Genomic DNA, 17,682 nt, shown 5'->3' on the forward strand with positions numbered 1-17,682 from the left:
CGGATTGCCTGGGCGGTTACTTGACGCGGCGCTCCTCGACCAGCGCGGCCAGGCTGCGCAGGTTGGCGAAATGACGGCGGGTGTCCTCGCTGTCGGCTTCGAGCTGGATGCCGTAGCGCTTCTGCAGGGCCAGGCCGAGCTCGAGAGCGTCGATGGAGTCGAGCCCCAGCCCCTCGACGAACAGCGGCTCGTCGGGAGCGATGTCATCCGGCGTGACGTCTTCCAGTTCCAGGGTGTCGATGATCAATTGCTTGAGTTCGCGTTCCAGCTCGGTCGTCATCGGAGGGTCCCTCTTCCCATGTGGTGCTGTTGAAATAGTCTTCCAGGCGACGCGTCAGGTCGCGAACGGCCTGCTGTGACGTATCACCGCCGACGAGCGGCGCCAAGGGGGCGCCGATCTCGATATGAAAATAGGGGCGGCTCGGCGGCACACGATACCATGCTTCGCCCTTGGTCAGGGTGGCCGGGGTGCAGCGAATGCGTACCGGGGTGATCCAGGCGCCGCTGGCCAGAGCGATCGATGCCGCGCCGCGCTGCAGCCGGACGGGCTGGCCGGGTAGCGAACGGGTGCCTTCGGGAAACACCAGCAGCGGACGACCTTCGGCAAGCGTACGACGGGCCGCGCCGATCACCGTGCGCGGTTCGCGGGTGGTGATGTAGCCGGCGGCGAGAATCGCCCGGCGGGTGATCGGATTGTCGGCCAGTTGGCCCTTGACGATACAGTTGGCATCGGGGGTCGATGCCAGCAGGAACAGCGCGTCGATCAACGAGGGATGGTTGGCCAGCAGCAACCGTCCGGAAGTCTGCAGGCGCTCTATATGGTCGATGCGTACCTCGATCACGCCGAGCCGGCGCAACGCCCCGATGAAGCCCTGGCAGGCAAGGCGTACGAGCCGGCGCACGCGGCGGCGCGCGGTGGGCGCATCGCGCGCGGCCAGCCGGATCGGCGGCGCCAGCAGCCAGCCGATGATCAACGCGCAGAGGCCGAACAGGATAAATCCCAGCGCGGTACCGACACCGCGCCATAGCCGGGAAAACCGCCCGTTTGCGGGCCGCGCCTGTGTGGGCATCAGTCGTCGAGCCGCCATGCCAGGCCGCGCTGGGGACTGCGCAATGGCGCTGCATCGACCAGCCAATCGATGACGTCGGCTGGCTGCGGGGGGTCATGCGCATCGGGGTTCGTCGCGGCCGGTGCGCTGCGCACGCGGCGGCCTCGGTCGGCCGTGAACGCAAGCGCCACGGCGGCCGCTCCACGGCTGGGCGGGGCGTATTCGGCAAAGCGTGCCGGCACCGGGGCATCGCTGAATACGGCGATGACCCGCGGCGCGCCGTCGGCCAGGTAACCGCGCGCTTCGCTGAACAGCGCGGCGAGTTCGTCGCCGCTGGCGGACAGTGCCTGTAGCGAGCGGCGGTTGTCGCTGGCGATCGAATGCACGCCGAGTATGGCGTTGTGCACCGACATGCCGAAGCGTGCCGGCGATGGCGCGTCGCCTTCGGCCAGGGCATACAGCAGTTCCAGTGTGCGTTCGCCGTCGCCGTGCCGGGAGGCGTGAATCATCAGCGTGGTGCTGTCGGGGTCGAGTTCGGCAAGCATATCGCAGACCGCGCGACCCAGGCCGTTGAGCCGCCGCCGCAGCATGGCCGGCAGCGATTGGCCGCTGGGGCGTTCGAATGTCGACAGTCGTGGATCGACGGCAGCGGGTCTGTTCGGCTGCCAGGCACGCCAGTCGTGGAGAAAAAGCGGGACTGTGGTCATGATCGAATCCTGGATTGCCGAGGATGTCCGCGCGGCTGCCAGCCGGGCACCGACATCAGGATCATACCCTACGCGAGTCGACCTCGGCAGGCCATCAACGGCCCGTGGCGCCGTGTCGCTCGGGCGAGCGGCCCCGGGCGTTCGAGGCCGGGCATGACCCCGGAAGTGGCCTTCATCGGCGTCGCCAGGCCGATGACGGCGGCGGTTGGCTTTCCAGCTCCTCGACCGCCAACTATTGTAATGAGCGCTAAAACGGATTTGGCGATCATGGATGGGACGATGAACAGGACGAACAGGGAGTAGTGCCAATGCCAGCCATCAGAAAGTGGGTCCACAAGTACCAGAGTCAGCCTTATCTACTGGAAATCCACCAGGACCGATCCTCGGGCGGGGATTACAGTTTCCGGTTTTCGATGCCGATCGAGATGAGTCACATCGACTCCTCCTGGCATAGGCCGGGAAGGACGTATCCCAGCGAAGATCAGGCCCACAAGGCCGGTGAGCAGTACGCGATGCGCGTGATCGAACGATTGAGATCGACAGCACAGGAGTCCTGACGCCGGCTGTGATTCGCGGGGTCTGGACGGCGACGTCGCTGCCAGCGACGTCGCCGTTTTCGGTTGCATGGCGCAGGCGTCACCGCCGTCCGGCAGGGCATCGACGGGTCCTTGCGGGCGTTTCTCGCACAACTCGTGTCGGCGATCTCTTACAAGATAAGACAACCTGGGTTAAAGCCGTCGGCGCCTGCGACTGCCAGACTGAATCCGATGAGCAAGGACACGCTCATGACAGGGAAGACGAGCACAGGGACGGCTCGAACCAGGGATGCACGGGCAGGATGCCTGTGGAGGTAGCAAGGAAACGCAGCGCTATAAGCCCGGCCCAAGCGGCCGGGCTTTTTTATGTGGCAGAGTGGAAGCTCCGCATGGCAGAGCCCTTGACTGTGTCAGACGCGATCATGCCTTGCCGATCAGCACCAGCTCGCTTTGCAAATGGCTCGGCAGGTCTTCCAGCAGGACGATATTCAGCACCTTGCCGCCGTCCTCTGCCCTGGCCACGCTCTCGTCGAGCGAGGCATTGATCTCGCTCGGGGAAAGGTTGTACATGGCACCGGTCAATGGGTCCACGACCAACCATCCGATCAGGCCACCGAAGACGATATTGCCCGCGATGTACCAGCCATTGGGCGTTGATTCGATGGTGAGCTTGCGTGAATCGTAACCCTCTTTGGAGATCTCCACGCTATATGTCTTTCCGCCGAAGTAGGAGCCGTCGGCTTTCTTGAGTTGTGTGGTTGTCGGCGTCGTGGCGCTGAGAATCTCGTTGCCGCGCTCGTCGGTGATGACGATATTCGCATCGCTGGGAGAGCTGTTGAGGGTCACCGTTTCATCGCGGTCACCGACGATCGTAGCGCAACCGGAAAGAGCCAGTGTACTAATCAAGGCGCCCAAAAGTAGCTTGCTTTTCATCATGTTCCCTTGCATATAAGTGTTTTTTGTCTACCGCTCGGCAGGGCGCCATCCTGCCATGGTTTTTCGCGACTGATTCCGCCAATAAGCACTGAAAGCGGCTTCACCTCGGCCGGTGAATGGCTCGCCATGCTGTTAGATGACTGCCTGCCGTTTACCAAAGAAATTTTCCTTCTTTCACTTTTCGTTCGTGCTGCCGATAGCTGAGGCGCAGGAATCCGTATTAACGTAAATTTAAGTAATTTAAGGTAAAAAAATGAAAAACTGGTCCGTAAAGGGCAGCCTGACGGCGGCGCTTCTGGTGCTCGTCGCCATGCTGGGGGTCATTAGCGCACTGGGGCTGTATTCCATGAGCTCCAGTGGCAAGGCGATACATGAGCTGGCCGAGATCAACGTCATACAGAGCAACGCGCTCAACCGTGCCCAGGTGAATCTGCTGAGGGCGTGGGCGATGCTGGAACAGTACGCTGGTGCAATGGGGGAACAAGCGACCAGTGCCGCGATCACCCAGCTACCGGAGAAGAGTCGAACGGCGCTGGAGCGGGCCGAGCAGCGCTTTGCCGGCTTCGAGGCGGTCCGCATCGGGGAGAATAGCCGTAGAGATCCCTATGTCGATGCCGTCAAAGCGAGCTGGACTGCCCTGGTGGATGAAACGCTTCGGCCGCTTGCACAAGAACCCGATCGTTTCGAAATCCGCATCCAGCAGGCTGCGCTCAGCGAGCGCTTTGTAGCCTTCGATGAGGCCGTGCGCGCGTTCATTCACTATGCCGAGACCCGCGGCGAAACGCTGATCGCCGGGAACGATCGCACGGCGTCAGTCGTCAAGTCGGCTGCCATCGGCCTGCTGGTCCTGGCCCTGCTTATCGCCTACCTGGTGCGTGCAGGAATGATCCGCATGGTCGTCCGGCCCCTCCAGGAGACGGTCGAGCACTTCGATCGCATCGCCAAGGGGGATCTCACCGCGCGCATCGAGGATCGGGGGTCCAATGAGATCGGCCAGTTGTTCGCCTCGCTGAAGGAGATGCAGGGCAAGCTGGTGGAACTGGTGCGCGCTCTGCGCAGCAATAGCGAGAGTGTTTTCACGGGAGCCCGTGAGATCGCTTCTGGTAGCCAGGACCTGTCGTCACGCACCGAAGAGCAGGCTTCTGCGCTACAGGAGACGGCATCGAGCATGGAACAGATGGCCTCCACGGTGCGCCAGAATGCCGATGCGACCGGCGAGGCCGATCAACTTTCCACCCAGGCTTCCCGCAAGGCCGAGGAGGGCGGTCGCGAGGTTCAACAGACGGTCGAAGTGATGCGCTCCATCGAGGAAAGCGCCCGCAAGATCAACGAGATCATCGGCGTCATCGACTCGATCGCCTTCCAGACCAATATCCTGGCTCTGAATGCGTCGGTCGAAGCGGCACGCGCGGGCGAGCAGGGACGTGGGTTCGCGGTGGTGGCCAGCGAGGTACGGTCGCTGGCCAGTCGCAGCGCTGAATCCGCCAAGGAGATTCGCGGTCTGATCGAGGCGACCTCATCGCGCATCGAGGCGGGGGCCGAACAGGCCGAGCGTAGCGGCAAGACCATCAGCGAGACCGTCGAGGCCATCGGCAAGGTTTCCAAGCTGATGGGCGAGGTCGCGGCGGCAACGCATGAGCAGAACGGCGGCATCGATCAGATCAATGTCGCCGTGACCCAGATGGATTCCGTGACGCAGCAGAACGCGTCGCTCGTCGAGCAGACGAGTTCCGCGGCGGCTTCACTCGAAGACCAGGCGGAGCAGTTGTCGGCGCTCATTGCCACGTTCCGGGTTGCCGGTGGCATGGCCAGCTCAGCCCCGAAGGCACTACCCGGCAACCCCGGCGCGGAACGCCGGCCCGTTCAGACCAGGAAATCCGTGACTCCGGCACGCGCTACGGCGACCGAAGAGTGGGAAGCGTTCTAGGCATCTTCCGGCAACATGAGGAGCCCGGCCTGTACAGGCCGGGTTTTTTTATCGCCGAGGAGAGGCCGGAGACGTCGACGGTGAGGTTCAGCGCCGCGATGACCAGCAGCAGGAAGAGCGCCTTCGCGCGGATGGAAGCGCTGTGGGATGCCGAGGAAGGCAGCGCCGAGGCCGACGAGCTGGAAGTGCTGTCGATTCTCGTCGAGCGCTACGAGGATGAGCATTATCCCATTGGGCCTGCCGATCCCATCGAGGCGATCCGGTTTCGCATGGAGCAGCAGGGACTGACGCAGCGCGATCTGGAGCGCTTCATCGGTTCCAGTGGCCGAGTGTCGGAGGTGCTGAACCGCCGGCGCGGGCTGAGCCTGCGCATGGTGCGAAATCTACACAAGGGATTGCAGATTCCCTATGAAACCCTGCTGGACGAGGAGCCGGCGTAAGGAGATCGAAGCAATGCCAGACGATGCCGGCAGCGGCTGGATCGACCCTGACGACGCGCCGGAACTGACCGACGAGTTCTTCGAGGAAGCCGACGAGTACCGGGGCGGTACCCTGACGAAGCGTGGGTGCCCAAGGCCGATGTGGTCAAGGAGCGCGTCACCGTGCGCTTGGACCTTGACGTGGTGGCGACCTTTCGAGAGACGGGCCCCGGCTGGCAGACCCGCATGAATCGGGCGCTGAAGGTGTACCTGGCGGAACATGGTACCTGGATATGAATTGATGCGCCCGGCTACCTCGCCAGACCCTACGCGACGGCCCGCGACTACCTGAAAGACCAGGCACGCAACGCCAGGCAACTGGCCGAGCAGGAGCTACCCGCCGGCTGGGCGATGGCCTGGAGCATGGGCGACTGGCTGGTCCCCCGGCGCCTGGAGCTACCAGGGTCTGGCCCCGATCGACGCCCGCAGCGCCGTGTGGATCCAGGGCCAGAGCCCCGGTGGAATTGTCGCCGAAGTGAAGCGCCGCGGCACCGCTGGCGACCGCCTGGCCGACACCATCGTCGACCCGCTGATTACCGACCCGGTACCGGCTCGAGCGCGGGGTACCGCACGCCAGGCCACCGAGGCGCACGATCTCCCGATATCCGACGACCTGGGTGGGCTGATCGAACCCGGGCAGATGATCGAGGCCAGCGAGGACACTGGCGGCGGCTTCGAGGGCGACTTGCGGGGTCTGGTCCGCGGCCTGAGCGTGACCGCCAACGCCAAGCGGGCCAGCAATGGCGGCGTGAGCCTGGCGGTACGCCAGAGCCTGACCATCGAACGACCCTATCAGGAGGCCTGAGATGGCGAACCCATGGAGCAAGCTGCGCCGACTACTACCCGGCGACCCGCTGCAGGTGGGGACCGTGACGGCGCTCGACCAGGCCGGCAACAGTATCGTCGAGCTGATCGGCGGGGGGCACCGTGCGAGTGCGAGGGCAAGGCGTTGCGGTGGGCAGCCGCGCCTACGTCCAGGGCGGCGAGCTCAAAGGGGAAGCCCCCGAGCTAGAGGCGGTGATGATAGCGGTATAAGTGGCGTAGCGGGACGTGAATTTTTCACAACGTTGTAAGCCATGGCTTACAACGGGCAAGGCCCGTTTCAGTTACATTTAGTATTTGTTAGGGAAGGGGATGGAACCCAGGCAGGGACGCCACCCGATACTCGTCATTAGGAGGCCTGGATGAGGCGTTGGCTCACTGCAGGGGCATTGGCAGGATTGGTCGCAACAGTAGCGCTGGCTGCTGTGACACCGGCTCGTGCTGCCGAGGTCTATCATTGCGTGGTCGACGGGACGCCGACGTTTCAGGACTACCCCTGTGACGGAGAACGCCAGTCCGTGGATGTCGGCAATAACCTCTCAACGGTCGGCTCGCCAGAGCCTCGCTTTGACTTGGCTGAGCAGCACCGCAAGCGCGAAGAACAGGCGCGCCTCAAAGCGGAGCTGGCTCGCGAGCGTGCTAGAGTTCATGATCTTCGGGACAAGGCCGAGGAATCCAAGTTCGATCAAGCCCGCGCCCAGGGCGTGGTGATCCCGGGCATGACTGAGGGAGACGCTCGCCTCATCTACGGCCGACCTGACCGCTCTGGAAGGGACGGTACCTGCACCGTCCTCAAGTGGCACCGTCCCTATCACTGGGTGAAGATCTGTCGGAACGAGGTGGTGCAGTCCTACTACTAATCACCGCAGCCTGGCGATCGGCAGCTCATCCCACCAGATGGTGTAGCACGGCGTCCGGCATAGCCGGAATCCAGATAGCGTGGTGGTGTACCGCGCAGGCGTTTCTCCGCTTTACCGCATCTCCTGGGGGCTTCTCCGTTTCCAAGGCGAGCAACCCCTCTGCCGCTAACGGGAGATATTGTAGTCGACAGGATTGACGATGCCTTCGAGCTTGCCAATCTGGTCGAAGTCCTTGCTGGTCAGGTTTATATCCAGCGTGGTATCGGGGAAGTGCAAGTTCTTGACGACGTGCACCTTATTAGGCAAGCCTTTGAGATCGACATCGACGATCCAGGCCAGAAAGCCCTGCGAATACCGGGCCAGCATGCCGATCGGGTAGAGCCCGTAGGTCTGGATGTACTCGACCAGCATCGACCGCTCGTAGCACTGCGAATGTTCGTTGACCCAGCGGTAGGCGTCGATTGGCGGTTGGGGCGGTGCCCCGTTACGGGGGTGGGTCAGCTTGTCGATGATCTTGACGACGGCCATATAGCGGGCCTCGTCGGAAAGCGCGTCACCGCGCTTGCCGGTCGGATAGCCGCTACCGTCCAGGCATTCGTTGGCATTGACAATCACGTCAAGACAGATGCTACCGGGCTGCCAGCCTATCTCGTCGAACTTTTCGAGCAGCGCCGTGACATGACCCCGCAGTATGCCCTTCTGCGTTGGAGTCATGCAGACCTTGAGCGAGGGTAGGTCGCGGTTGAGCAGCAGCGACTTGCCCATGACGTGCAGCAAGGCGCCGACCATGGCCCCACGCGCCTTGTGGGCAAGTGCAGGGCTAGCCAGCATATAGTCGGCCAGGCGAACGGTGGTCACCAAGGAGTGACGGACCCAGTCAGGGGCACTCGTAAGATAGGAGAGCGCATAGATAAGCTGCTTGCGCTCCTTGGACAACAGATAGAGAAGCGTATCCGCACAATCGTAGATAATTTCCTGAGGGAATTCGCGGTGATTTTTCAAGAACATCAACGACAATTGTAGCCGTCTGGCGATTTCGCGAACCCCCTGAACCATGGGCGGTAACTTGGCAGTCTTGATATTCTCTTGGCGCTCTTTCTGAAGCATCTGGCGCGTCTTTTCGCTGGAGATGAACAGCGCCGATGTAGCGATTTCGAGAGGTTTGAGGCCGGTTCGGCGGGCAGACTCACGCTCGCACTCGTTGACAAAGTGACTGAGGTTCTTTTGCCGCTCGGGAGATATGTCGAGAAATTCGATCCCCACTGCGGCTTGTAATGCTCCACCTAGCGGCCGCATGTGGCGCACCCTTGCATGGCTGGTGAAAGATTGACAGTTGGGGAATTCGATATGGATCTCGGGCAGGTCCTGGCCGACGGAGAGCGCCGTGCTATCCTCGATGGCAACTTCCAACAGGCACCCACCGATCGACAAGTTCTTGACGCTGCCCGAGAGGGACATTCCTCCTTCATAGACGACGATATTGGCCTTGGCTTTCATGCCGAGAATGAAGGGGATGCGTACACTACCCCGGGTTTCCTTCACGAAGATCGAGTTAGGTAGTTGGCAACTCAGCCAATAGGTATCACCCGACTTCTTGAATGCCGATGCCTGAATTCGTTCCAGACTGAGAGTCTCGGGCTCATCTTCCTCCTTCATTATTTCGATGTCGATATTGATCTTGTTGTTCCAGACGAAGCGTTCGAGCTTGTCCTGATCGAAATGCGCTTCTATAAGGAGGTTTCCGGTAGCAGCGTCGACTTCTAGAATGGTAGCTGGGAGAGTCTGTGGTTCGTATTTTGACAAGATATATACATTATGTCCTTTGTCAAGGATCGTTTCGATGGCATAAGCAAAATTATTGTATCCGGTCAAAAATGGCATGGATATTTCCCCGTGTGACCCGTCGGATCTCATGCTTTTATTGTAGTATCTTGGAATATCCATTTGGTGGCAGTTTGAGTCAATATTGGCTTTTTTTGCCATTTTGCTAAGTCATTGAGCTTGTTTTCTTTTTCTTTTGTGTAGTTTTGTAAAGTTAATTGATAGGGGCGTGGAATATTAACTTGCGAAGCATTGAGGGGTAATTAGGGGTACAAAATGTCGAACTGGGGGCTGCACCCGATGTTGGACGTAGTCGTCGGCGAGGCGACGGGGCGGTACCCTAGTGAAGCGTGGGCGCCCAAGGCCGATGTGGTCAAGGAGCGCGTCACCGTGCGCTTGGACCCTGACGTGGTAGCGACCTTTCGAGAGACAGCCCCGGCTGGCAGACCCGCATGAATCGGGCGCTGAAGGTGTACCTGGCGGAACATGGTACCTGGATATGAATTGATGCGCCCGGCTACCTGGCCAGCCCCTACGCGACGGCCCGCGACTACCTGAAAGACCAGGCTCGGGTATTACGAATCCGGCGTTATACGGGCTAATCAGTCGTTAAGGGCAGGCGCCGCCTACCCACTCACCTTCCCAGATGAGGGTCAACGGGTTAGGTGAATCTGCGGCGTACGTGATGTCGGCCGAAAAATGTTCCTCGTCTTCGATCGTGACGTCGAGCGCTTCGCTCTTGTTTCCGGGTGAAATATCAAGCTGTTTCCGCAGTGTACTTTCGAAGTCTTCCGCTTCTTGCGGCGTGAAGCAGTTGGTCGTTTCCTCGGCCGGCGCAGTCTCGTTGTAAGCGGTTGAGGTTACGTTGTATTTGCCGGGCTTGATGCTGGTTGCAGACCACGCCTGTGTGCAGAAGACGGCGGTGGCGATCGATAGCAAGACGATTCGTTTCATGACGCGTCCTCCAGACGCTGAATGGGGTGCAGCCTTGCCGGCAATTGCAAGGCTCGGTAGATATCCAGTTATGCCGCGCTCGCCGGATTGCGGGTCAGGCTACCCTAAAAATAAAAGCGTTTCGATATGTGGCTCCAGCGCGGCGGGCCTCCGGGCCAACAGGTGGTGCTGTTCGACTACGACGCCAGCCGAGCGCCACTGGGGGAAGACATACCCCAGCACCGAGCGGCTGTCACGTCAGCGGATACCTTCAGTCTCCTGGAGGCTTCGTCAACTGGCGGCAATTGGGGCAGGCCTTCTTTGTCAGGGGCAGCTTTATCGAGGTCTGGCGAGGAGAATTGTACGTCGAATTGTACGTCGTTAACGAATCCAGGGGGCTCACCGGCTGCATGGATCGTCCATCACCACGTCGCGGGGCCGGTAACGGCGGGCCAGGGCGTCGACGGCGATGTTGATCATTGCGGTGACCAGCAGCAGAAAGAATGCCTGATCGAACATCAGGTACTCGAAGCTCGAGTCGATATGGAAACCCAGCGTGGCCACGCCGAGCATGCCGAGCAGCGCGGTCTCGCGGATGATCACCTCGGCACGGTAGAACAGTAGCGCGAGTAGCCCGGGATAGAGGCGCGGCAGCAGCTCGTAGGCATAGCGACCGCTGGCGGTCAGCCCCGGCATGCCCGGTTGCAGGTTGTCGGCGTGGCGTGCGGCGAGAAAGGCGAGCAGCGCGCCGTTGTGCAGCGCCAGCGCCAGCCAGGCGGGCAGCATCGAGGGGCCGAGCAGCAGCAGGAAGATGAACGCCAGCATCAACTCCGGCGTCGAGCGCAGGCCGACCAGCACCGCCTTGCCGGCGAAGCGGGACGGGCGGTTGCCGAAGTGACGACTGGCCAGCGGCCAGACCAGCAGCGCGACCAGCAGGGCGCCGACGGTACCCATCAGCCCGAGCAGCAGGGTATTGGCGATCGCCGGCAGAAGATCGGGGATCTCGGTGAACCAGGCGATCAGTCCGCTCCAGTCGCCCTCGCGCAGCGGCGCCGGCCAAAGGTCCTGGCTGACGAAGCGCCACAACAGCCCGCCGTCGACCTGCGGCCAGGGGCCGAGCACGAACAGGCTGGCCAGCAACAGCCAGGGGACCAGCCGGCGATGACTCCACAGGCCGATCGAACCGATCAGCAGATAGAACAGCCAGAGCAGTGCGCCGGCCTCGTGATAGCGGCCCTCGCGAAAGGCGCTCTCGAGATGAAAGCCCAGCGTCGGCAGGCCGACGAAGCCCAGCAGCACGCTGGCGCGCAACGAGCACTCGAAGCGGTAACGGGTATAGGCGGTGAGCCGCGACCAGACCAGCGGCAGCTCGGTGTAGATGAAGCGCGATAGCCGGTCGACCCCGGGCGGCAGGCTGGCGGCGGCGGTTCCCGGGGTCTGCTCGAGGATCTCGGCATAGACCTTGGCGAAGATCCCGGCGTAGGGTACGGCGAGTGCCGCCAGCGCGGTGACCGCCGAGAAGCCGAACACTTGCAGGAACAGCAATGCCCAGAACAGTTCGTGGATCGCGCGAACGAAGGCGCAGCCGGCGCGCACCAGCCGCGAACGGGCAAATATCAGCGCCAGCGGAAAGCCCAGCAGCACGCCGAGCGCGGTGCCCCAGAGCGCCACGCCGACGGTCAGGGCGATGGCGTGAAGCGGCGACACCAGCGCGCTCCAGCTCGGCCAGGCCAGTCCGCCGGCCATCCGCGCGAGCTCCGCCCAGGGATCGTGGGCGATGATCGCCAGATCGGCGAACGGCAGCGCCAGCAGGCACAGCGCGACGAGCATCAGCGAACGGCGCGCCAGGCTCAGGCCGGGTGAGTCGCCACGCAGTGCGCCCGGGACACGCTCACGCATCGCCGGCCTCGGCGCGGCGCTGGACATCGGTTGTAGGATGCGGGGCGTCGGCCGCCGGATAAAGTCGGTCGAGGTCGGCCAGATCCAATTCGCGGGTCGGCGCGTCGAGTTCGAGCCGGCCGTTGCGCAACCCCCACACCCTGTCGAAGTGGCTCAGCGCCAGCTCGCGCTGGTGCAGGGCGACGACGCTGGTGGCGTGGCGCTCATCGATCAGCGCCAGCAGGCGTAGCGCCTGGTGCGGGTCGACGCTGGCCACTGGTTCGTCGCCGAGGAAGAGCCGGCGCTGCTGGTAGAGCGCGCGGGCGATCGCCACGCGCTGGCGCTGGCCGCCGGAGAGTTGCGCGACCGGGCGCCTGAGCAGGCCGTCGAGGCCGAGCTCCTCGCACAGCGCGGCGATCTCGGCCCAGGCGCGGCGCTCGGGGCGTATCAGGTTCCACAGGTTGGCGAGCGCCGAATGGCGTTCGAGTCGGCCCATGTAGATGTTGTGGTAGACCGCCAGCTGCGGCACCAGACCGTGGCTCTGCGGGCACCAGGCGACGTCGCCGGCCAGGCGTCGGCGCAGCGCGGCGAGCAGCGTCGATTTGCCGGCACCGCTCTGACCGAGCAGTGCGACGCGCTCGCCGGCGTGCAGGTCGAGCGTGAGGTTGGCCAGCACGATTTGCCGGCCATGGCCGAGATCGACACCATCGAGGCGCAGCAGTGGCGCGCTTTCAACTGCCATCAGCGCAGCAGGCCGAGTTCCTCGCCGACCTGCTCGATCGGCGTGTAATCGTCGTTGTCGGCGGGAATGAAGGCATCCCGCGGGAAGCTCGCCAGCAGCTCGGGGTCGCTCATGTCGAGCAGTGCCTGCCGGACCCGAGCGGTGAAACCATCGCCGAAACGTGCATCGACGTCGCCACGAATCGTCCATTGATAGTCGGGATAGGCGGGGGTTTCCCAGAGCACCTTGACCTTGTCGGTGTCGACCCGTCCCTCTTCCACCGCGGCCTGCCAGACGGTGAAGTTGACCGCGCCGATGTCGTAGGTGCCGGATTCGACCAGCGCGATGGTCCGCGAGTGATCGCCGGAGAAGCCGACCCGCGAGAAGAGTTCTTCCGGCGCTTCGTCGAACTGCCGGCGCAGGTAGAATTCGGGCATCAGCCGGCCGGAGGTCGAGGTCTTGGCGCCGAAGGTGAAGGAGTGCCCCCCGATCGCCGCGGGCAGTCCCTCTTCGCTCGCTTCGAGCCCGGTGGCGCTGTTGGCGATGAAGTAGCTGTGGAAGGCCGCGTCCTCGCTGCCCTGGGCGAGCGCCTGCGAGCCGGGTACCAGGCGGCGTGCCTGGACGCCGGACAGCCCGCCGAACCAGGCCAGCTGCACCTGGTCGTTGCGGAAGGCGCTGACCGCGGCGCTGTACGACTTGACCGGCAGGTACTCGACGTCGACGTCCAGCTCGCCGGCCAGATAGTCGGCGACCTTCTGGAACCGCTCGACCAGCCGCGACTGATCCTCGTCGGGGATCGCGGTGAAACGGAAGGTCTCGGCACTGGCCGTGGGCACGGTCAGGCACGACAGCAGGGCGATGGCAAACAACCGGCGCATGGGGCACTCCTCGCTTGGCAAAGGGGCTATTGTTGGGTCTCGGCGAGGCCCGGGCAAGTACGGCAGCGCCGGGACGCCGGTCACGCCTGGCGTTCAGGCGTCGCTGAGCGGGAAACGGGTCGCTTGCAGGCTGTCCTTGATCTTCTTGAGATGGCTCTGGAAATCCTCGCCACGGCGCAGGGTGACGCCGGTGGCGAGGACGTCGATCAGCGCCAGATGGATCATCCTCGAGGTCATCGGCATGTAGACGTCGGTGTCCTCGGGGGTGATGACTTCCAGCGTCTCGGTGCACTCGCCGGCCAGCGGCGAATCGGGGGCGGTGATGCCGAGGATCACCGCGCCGTTCTCGCGGGCCAGGCGGGCTATCTCGACCAGCTCGCGGGTGCGTCCGGTGTACGAGATGATCACGATCACGTCGCCGGTGTGACTGGCGGCGGCGACCATGCGCTGCATCAGCACGTCCTCGTGGACCATCACCGGCAGATTGAAGCGGAAGAACTTGTGCTGGGCGTCCTGGGCGACCGGGCCCGAGGCGCCAAGGCCGAAGAAGTGGATCTGCTTGGCCTGGATCAGGTAGTCGACGGCGCGCTCGATGCGCTTGGCGTCGAGCGCCCGGCGGGCGTCGTCGAGCGCGGCGATGGTCGCGCCGAAGATCTTGTCGCCGTAGCGGGCGGCATCGTCGTCGCGTTCGACGCTGCGGCTGACGTAGGGTGTGCCCCCGGCTAGACTCTGGGCTAGCTTTATCTTGAAGTCTGGATAACCCTTGGCATCGAAGTTGCGGCAGAAGCGATTGACGGTCGGCTCGCTGACCGAGGCGCTCTGGGCCAGCGTGGCGATGCTCAGCCCGGTGGCGGTCGCCGGGTCGTTGAGAATGACGTCGGCCACCTTGCGCTCCGAGCGGTTGAGTTCGTCGAGGCGGGCGCGAATACGGTCAAGAAGGTCATGGCTGGCCATGCGGGGGAAGACTCCGATACATGTCATCATGTAGTGATTTAACTACATTGCTGGCCACATCCTAGCGTGACGCCTGCCGGCCCGCCAAGCAGCCGGCTCAAGGGCAGCGGAAAATCCGTTATGGATAGGTGGTAAAATTACCAATATCGATTGCTGGCATGCCTTACAATGACATATTTTATGCGTAAGATAACCAGATTGAAGGGGTTCGAGGCATGATCCAAGACGGTACTCCCGAGACTGATCTGGCGCTGTTCGGCGCCATGGGCGACCTGGCCATGCGCAAGTTGTACCCGGCGCTGTACAACCTCGATCGCGATGGACTGCTCGCCGACGAGACCCGTGTCCTGGGTCTGGCGCGGCAGGATACCGATGCGGACAGTTTCCGCCAGCGGGTGAGCGAAGCGCTCGAGAAGTCCATCAAGCCGGGCAATCTCGATCAGCCGTGCGTCGAACGCTTCATCGCCCGTCTCGAGTACATCAAGCTCGACTTCGCCACCGTCGAGGGTTACGAAGCCATCAGACAGTGGCGCGAAGGCGTCTCGCGGCCGATGACCGTCTACCTGGCGGTGCCGGCGGCCATCTACGGCGATATCTGCGCCAACCTGGCGGCCAGCGACAGTCTCGACGATGAGTCGCGGGTGGTGGTCGAGAAGCCGATCGGTTACGACCTGGAGTCCTCGCAGGCGATCAACGACGCCATCGGCAAGGTCTTTCCCGAGGAGCGGATCTATCGCATCGACCACTACCTGGGCAAGGAGACCGTCCAGAACCTGATCGCGCTGCGTTTCGCCAACCCCCTGTTCGGCAACCAGTGGAACCAGAACCAGATCTCCCATGTCGAGATCACCGTCGCCGAACAGGTGGGCATCGAGGGCCGCTGGGGCTATTTCGACAAGGCCGGCCAACTGCGCGACATGGTCCAGAACCACCTTCTGCAACTGCTCTGCCTGATCGCCATGGACCCGCCGTCGAACCTCGACGCCGATGCCATCCGTGACGAGAAGGTCAAGGTGCTCAAGGCGCTCAAGCCGTTCTCGCGGGACAGCATCGGTCGCGATGTGGTCCGCGGCCAGTACACCGACGGTTCGATCGACGGCAAGAGCGTGCCGGGTTATCTCAACGAGGAGGGCGCGGACACCGAGAGCCGCACCGAAACCTTCGTCGCGATGAAGACCGAAGTCGCCAACTGGCGCTGGGCCGGCGTGCCGTTCTATCTGCGGACCGGCAAGCGCATGCCCGACAAGCTGTCGCAGATCATTATCCATTTCCGTCAGCAGCCGCACTACATCTTCGACCCGGACCAGCGTGACCTGGCGGCCAACAAGCTGATCATCCGGCTGCAGCCCGAAGAGGGCATCGCCCTGCAGGTGCTGACCAAGGATGGCGGGCTCGACAAGGGCATGCGGCTGCGTCCCGGGCCGCTGCACCTGGACTTCAACAGCGCCTTCCCCAAGACGCGCATTCCCGATGCCTACGAACGCCTGCTGCTCGAGGTGATGAAGGGCCAGCAGTACCTGTTCGTGCGGCGCGACGAGATCGAATATGCCTGGCGCTGGTGCGACAAGCTGGTGGCGGGCTGGGCCGAGCGCGATATTCCGCCGCGGCGCTACCCGGCGGGTTCGTGGGGCCCGGTGGCGTCGATCGCCATGATCACCAAGGATGGCCGCAGCTGGTACGAGGATTATTGACCGATGAGTGCAAGCACGCCGCGCGAGCAACTCGCCGCGCAACTCTGTGAAGCGGTGGCCAGTGCGCTGGCCGCGGATCTCGAGAATAACGAGCGGGCCTTGCTGGTGGTCTCGGGGGGCTCGACGCCGGTGCCGTTCTTCACGCGCCTGGCGAGCATCGAGCTGCCCTGGTCGCGCATCGACGTGACACTGGCCGACGAGCGCTGGGTCGCCGAGGATGCCGACGACAGCAACGCCCGGCTGGTCCGCGAGCACCTGCTGCAGGGGCCGGCCGCGGCGGCCAGCTTCTGCCCGTTGACCAGTGACGACTCGACCCCCGAGCTGGGCGTCGAGTCGGTGGCCGGTCGGGTCGCCGATCTGCCCTGGCCGGCCAGCGTGGTGGTACTCGGCATGGGCGGGGACGGACACACCGCTTCGTTGTTTCCCGATAGTGGCGAACTCGGCCTGGCCCTGACCAGCGACGAACCGCTGGTCGCCGTGCGCGCCCCCAGCGTGCCGCAGCCGCGGATCACCCTGAGCGCCGGCCGCCTGCATCAGGCACGTCGCCATATCCTGCACATCGTCGGCGACGAAAAGCGCAGTGTGCTGGCGCGCGCCATGGCCGGCGACGATGCCCGAGAGCTGCCCATCCGCGCCTTTCTGGCCTGCCCGTTGGCGGTCTACTGGGCGCCCTGAACCGATTTTGCTGGAGCCTGACATGAGCAATGAAAAGCAGTTGCCTTCGACCCGGACCACCGAACTCGACAGCATCTGTCAGAAGGCGTCGGTGATTCCGGTGCTTACCATCGAGCGTCTCGAAGATGCCGTGCCGTTGGGCCGCGCGCTGGTGGAGGGCGGGCTGCCGGTACTCGAGATCACCCTGCGCACCGACTGTGCGCTGGATGCCATCGCCCGCATGCGCAAGGCGTTGCCCGGGGCCAGCATCGGCGCCGGCACCGTGCTGACGCCGGCCCAGTATCGCCGGGCCGAGCAGCTCGGTGTCGATTTCGTGGTCACTCCCGGGGCTACCGATGCACTCTACCGGCATGGCGTGAGCAGCCCGGTACCGATGCTGCCGGGGGTTGCGACGATCTCCGAGCTGATGAACGGCTGGCAGTACGGCTACCGGCGTTTCAAGTTCTTCCCGGCCGAATCCAGCGGCGGGGCGGCGGCGATCAAGGCGTTCGGTGGGCCGATTCCCGAGGCGCGTTTCTGCCCCACCGGCGGCGTGACCCCGGAGAACGCCGAGGAGTACCTGAAACTGGCCAACGTGATGTGTGTCGGCGGTTCCTGGGTGACGCCCAGGGAGCTGGTCGAGGCCGGCGACTGGGCGGGTATCGAGGCGCTGGCCCGCGAGGCCGCTGAGCGCTTCGGATAAGCCGGGCGTCTGCTCGCTGCCGCCGCAGGCAGCGGGCCTGCTTCTCTCTCGACAGTCCGTGCTGTCGTTCGACCCGCCGTCCTGGTGGGTCTTTTTTATCCGGCGCTTTTCCGGGACGATCGAGGCCCGGCAT

19 protein-coding genes are annotated in these 17,682 nt (G+C 63.5%); 9 read left to right on the forward strand and 10 right to left on the reverse strand.

The genetic code is table 11. The features are described from left to right. Positions 1-16: 16 nt before the first annotated feature. From HR9077_RS21425 to HR9077_RS21440, 4 genes are all read right to left on the reverse strand, one after another. Complete coding sequence (locus HR9077_RS21425; protein ID WP_136069328.1) at positions 17-280, reverse strand: phosphopantetheine-binding protein; 264 nt, start codon at positions 278-280, stop codon at positions 17-19. Then, positions 204-1,070 carry a lysophospholipid acyltransferase family protein gene (locus HR9077_RS21430; protein ID WP_168381020.1) on the reverse strand — a complete coding sequence of 289 codons (867 nt, stop codon included), beginning with the start codon at positions 1,068-1,070 and terminating at the stop codon, positions 204-206. Before HR9077_RS21430 ends, HR9077_RS21425 begins: the two co-directional genes overlap by 77 nt. Beyond that, positions 1,070-1,756 (reverse strand): beta-ketoacyl synthase chain length factor, encoded by a 687-nt coding sequence (locus HR9077_RS21435; protein WP_136069330.1) that lies wholly within the window; start codon positions 1,754-1,756, stop codon positions 1,070-1,072. Before HR9077_RS21435 ends, HR9077_RS21430 begins: the two co-directional genes overlap by 1 nt. 956 nt (positions 1,757-2,712) lie before the next feature. Then, positions 2,713-3,225 carry a hypothetical protein gene (locus HR9077_RS21440; RefSeq protein ID WP_136069331.1) on the reverse strand — a complete coding sequence of 171 codons (513 nt, stop codon included), beginning with the start codon at positions 3,223-3,225 and terminating at the stop codon, positions 2,713-2,715. Positions 3,226-3,481: 256 nt separating this feature from the next. Here HR9077_RS21440 and HR9077_RS21445 point away from each other — a divergent pair, with 256 nt between their 5' ends. The 5 genes from HR9077_RS21445 (at position 3,482) to HR9077_RS21470 (ending at position 7,316) form a co-directional block, all read left to right on the forward strand. Beyond that, the gene (locus HR9077_RS21445) at positions 3,482-5,155 is read left to right on the forward strand and encodes a methyl-accepting chemotaxis protein (RefSeq protein WP_136069332.1); all 1,674 of its coding nucleotides are present in this window, start codon (positions 3,482-3,484) and stop codon (positions 5,153-5,155) included. Between the two features lie 80 nt (positions 5,156-5,235). Next, the gene (locus HR9077_RS21450; RefSeq protein ID WP_244613416.1) at positions 5,236-5,595 is read left to right on the forward strand and encodes a helix-turn-helix domain-containing protein; all 360 of its coding nucleotides are present in this window, start codon (positions 5,236-5,238) and stop codon (positions 5,593-5,595) included. Between the two features lie 126 nt (positions 5,596-5,721). After that, positions 5,722-5,871, forward strand: a complete 150-nt coding sequence (locus tag HR9077_RS21455; RefSeq protein WP_136069333.1) for a BrnA antitoxin family protein — start codon at positions 5,722-5,724, stop codon at positions 5,869-5,871. A gap of 238 nt (positions 5,872-6,109) precedes the next feature. Beyond that, entirely contained in the window at positions 6,110-6,439 is a 330-nt protein-coding gene (locus tag HR9077_RS21460; protein ID WP_136069334.1) for a hypothetical protein, read from the forward strand. A gap of 379 nt (positions 6,440-6,818) precedes the next feature. Further along, positions 6,819-7,316: a hypothetical protein gene (locus tag HR9077_RS21470; RefSeq protein WP_136069335.1), complete on the forward strand. Its 498-nt coding sequence runs from the start codon at positions 6,819-6,821 to the stop codon at positions 7,314-7,316. A 165-nt stretch (positions 7,317-7,481) separates the two neighbouring features. Here HR9077_RS21470 and HR9077_RS21475 read toward each other — a convergent pair whose 3' ends face one another. Beyond that, positions 7,482-9,197 carry a PilZ domain-containing protein gene (locus tag HR9077_RS21475; protein WP_244613417.1) on the reverse strand — a complete coding sequence of 572 codons (1,716 nt, stop codon included), beginning with the start codon at positions 9,195-9,197 and terminating at the stop codon, positions 7,482-7,484. A 240-nt stretch (positions 9,198-9,437) separates the two neighbouring features. Here HR9077_RS21475 and HR9077_RS22540 point away from each other — a divergent pair, with 240 nt between their 5' ends. Continuing rightward, positions 9,438-9,593: a BrnA antitoxin family protein gene (locus HR9077_RS22540; RefSeq protein WP_168381021.1), complete on the forward strand. Its 156-nt coding sequence runs from the start codon at positions 9,438-9,440 to the stop codon at positions 9,591-9,593. 153 nt (positions 9,594-9,746) lie between these two features. Here the strand turns inward: HR9077_RS22540 and HR9077_RS21485 are convergent, their stop codons facing one another. The 5 genes from HR9077_RS21485 to HR9077_RS21505 form a co-directional block, all read right to left on the reverse strand. Continuing rightward, positions 9,747-10,091 (reverse strand): hypothetical protein, encoded by a 345-nt coding sequence (locus HR9077_RS21485; RefSeq protein ID WP_136069337.1) that lies wholly within the window; start codon positions 10,089-10,091, stop codon positions 9,747-9,749. A 378-nt stretch (positions 10,092-10,469) separates the two neighbouring features. Next, entirely contained in the window at positions 10,470-11,969 is a 1,500-nt protein-coding gene (locus HR9077_RS21490; RefSeq protein WP_244613418.1) for a PhnE/PtxC family ABC transporter permease, read from the reverse strand. Next, entirely contained in the window at positions 11,962-12,690 is a 729-nt protein-coding gene (locus HR9077_RS21495; protein WP_136069339.1) for an ATP-binding cassette domain-containing protein, read from the reverse strand. The genes HR9077_RS21490 and HR9077_RS21495 overlap by 8 nt, the downstream gene beginning before the upstream one ends. Then, positions 12,690-13,547 carry a putative selenate ABC transporter substrate-binding protein gene (locus HR9077_RS21500; RefSeq protein WP_136069340.1) on the reverse strand — a complete coding sequence of 286 codons (858 nt, stop codon included), beginning with the start codon at positions 13,545-13,547 and terminating at the stop codon, positions 12,690-12,692. Before HR9077_RS21500 ends, HR9077_RS21495 begins: the two co-directional genes overlap by 1 nt. A 93-nt stretch (positions 13,548-13,640) precedes the next feature. Then, positions 13,641-14,501 (reverse strand): MurR/RpiR family transcriptional regulator, encoded by an 861-nt coding sequence (locus tag HR9077_RS21505; protein ID WP_136069341.1) that lies wholly within the window; start codon positions 14,499-14,501, stop codon positions 13,641-13,643. Between the two features lie 215 nt (positions 14,502-14,716). On the opposite strand from HR9077_RS21505, the gene zwf reads away from it, so the two are divergent. The 3 genes from zwf to HR9077_RS21520 are packed head-to-tail and all read left to right on the forward strand — an operon-like array spanning position 14,717 to position 17,549. Next, positions 14,717-16,192: a glucose-6-phosphate dehydrogenase gene (zwf, locus tag HR9077_RS21510; RefSeq protein ID WP_136069342.1), complete on the forward strand. Its 1,476-nt coding sequence runs from the start codon at positions 14,717-14,719 to the stop codon at positions 16,190-16,192. A 3-nt stretch (positions 16,193-16,195) separates the two neighbouring features. Next, on the forward strand, positions 16,196-16,867 hold the full coding sequence (pgl, locus tag HR9077_RS21515) for a 6-phosphogluconolactonase (RefSeq protein ID WP_136069343.1): 672 nt from the start codon (positions 16,196-16,198) through the stop codon (positions 16,865-16,867). A 22-nt stretch (positions 16,868-16,889) separates the two neighbouring features. Continuing rightward, positions 16,890-17,549, forward strand: coding sequence for a bifunctional 4-hydroxy-2-oxoglutarate aldolase/2-dehydro-3-deoxy-phosphogluconate aldolase (locus HR9077_RS21520; protein WP_136069344.1), 660 nt, complete (start codon positions 16,890-16,892; stop codon positions 17,547-17,549). The last annotated feature ends 133 nt before the right edge of the window (positions 17,550-17,682 follow it).

Origin of the sequence: Modicisalibacter radicis, assembly GCF_900961225.1 — a bacterium.
Taxonomy (GTDB): domain Bacteria; phylum Pseudomonadota; class Gammaproteobacteria; order Pseudomonadales; family Halomonadaceae; genus Modicisalibacter.

Bases quoted from the DNA above. Each gene is read 5' to 3' on its own strand.
- HR9077_RS21425 (WP_136069328.1), bottom strand. From the start codon at position 280: ATGACGACCGAGCTGGAACGCGAACTCAAGCAATTGATCATCGACACC.
- HR9077_RS21430 (WP_168381020.1), bottom strand. From the start codon at position 1,070: ATGCCCACACAGGCGCGGCCCGCAAACGGGCGGTTTTCCCGGCTATGG.
- HR9077_RS21435 (WP_136069330.1), bottom strand. From the start codon at position 1,756: ATGACCACAGTCCCGCTTTTTCTCCACGACTGGCGTGCCTGGCAGCCG.
- HR9077_RS21440 (WP_136069331.1), bottom strand. From the start codon at position 3,225: ATGAAAAGCAAGCTACTTTTGGGCGCCTTGATTAGTACACTGGCTCTT.
- HR9077_RS21445 (WP_136069332.1), top strand. From the start codon at position 3,482: ATGAAAAACTGGTCCGTAAAGGGCAGCCTGACGGCGGCGCTTCTGGTG.
- HR9077_RS21470 (WP_136069335.1), top strand. From the start codon at position 6,819: ATGAGGCGTTGGCTCACTGCAGGGGCATTGGCAGGATTGGTCGCAACA.
- HR9077_RS21475 (WP_244613417.1), bottom strand. From the start codon at position 9,197: ATGCCATTTTTGACCGGATACAATAATTTTGCTTATGCCATCGAAACG.
- HR9077_RS22540 (WP_168381021.1), top strand. From the start codon at position 9,438: ATGTTGGACGTAGTCGTCGGCGAGGCGACGGGGCGGTACCCTAGTGAA.
- HR9077_RS21485 (WP_136069337.1), bottom strand. From the start codon at position 10,091: ATGAAACGAATCGTCTTGCTATCGATCGCCACCGCCGTCTTCTGCACA.
- HR9077_RS21490 (WP_244613418.1), bottom strand. From the start codon at position 11,969: ATGCGTGAGCGTGTCCCGGGCGCACTGCGTGGCGACTCACCCGGCCTG.
- HR9077_RS21495 (WP_136069339.1), bottom strand. From the start codon at position 12,690: ATGGCAGTTGAAAGCGCGCCACTGCTGCGCCTCGATGGTGTCGATCTC.
- HR9077_RS21500 (WP_136069340.1), bottom strand. From the start codon at position 13,547: ATGCGCCGGTTGTTTGCCATCGCCCTGCTGTCGTGCCTGACCGTGCCC.
- HR9077_RS21505 (WP_136069341.1), bottom strand. From the start codon at position 14,501: ATGGCCAGCCATGACCTTCTTGACCGTATTCGCGCCCGCCTCGACGAA.
- zwf (WP_136069342.1), top strand. From the start codon at position 14,717: ATGATCCAAGACGGTACTCCCGAGACTGATCTGGCGCTGTTCGGCGCC.
- pgl (WP_136069343.1), top strand. From the start codon at position 16,196: ATGAGTGCAAGCACGCCGCGCGAGCAACTCGCCGCGCAACTCTGTGAA.
- HR9077_RS21520 (WP_136069344.1), top strand. From the start codon at position 16,890: ATGAGCAATGAAAAGCAGTTGCCTTCGACCCGGACCACCGAACTCGAC.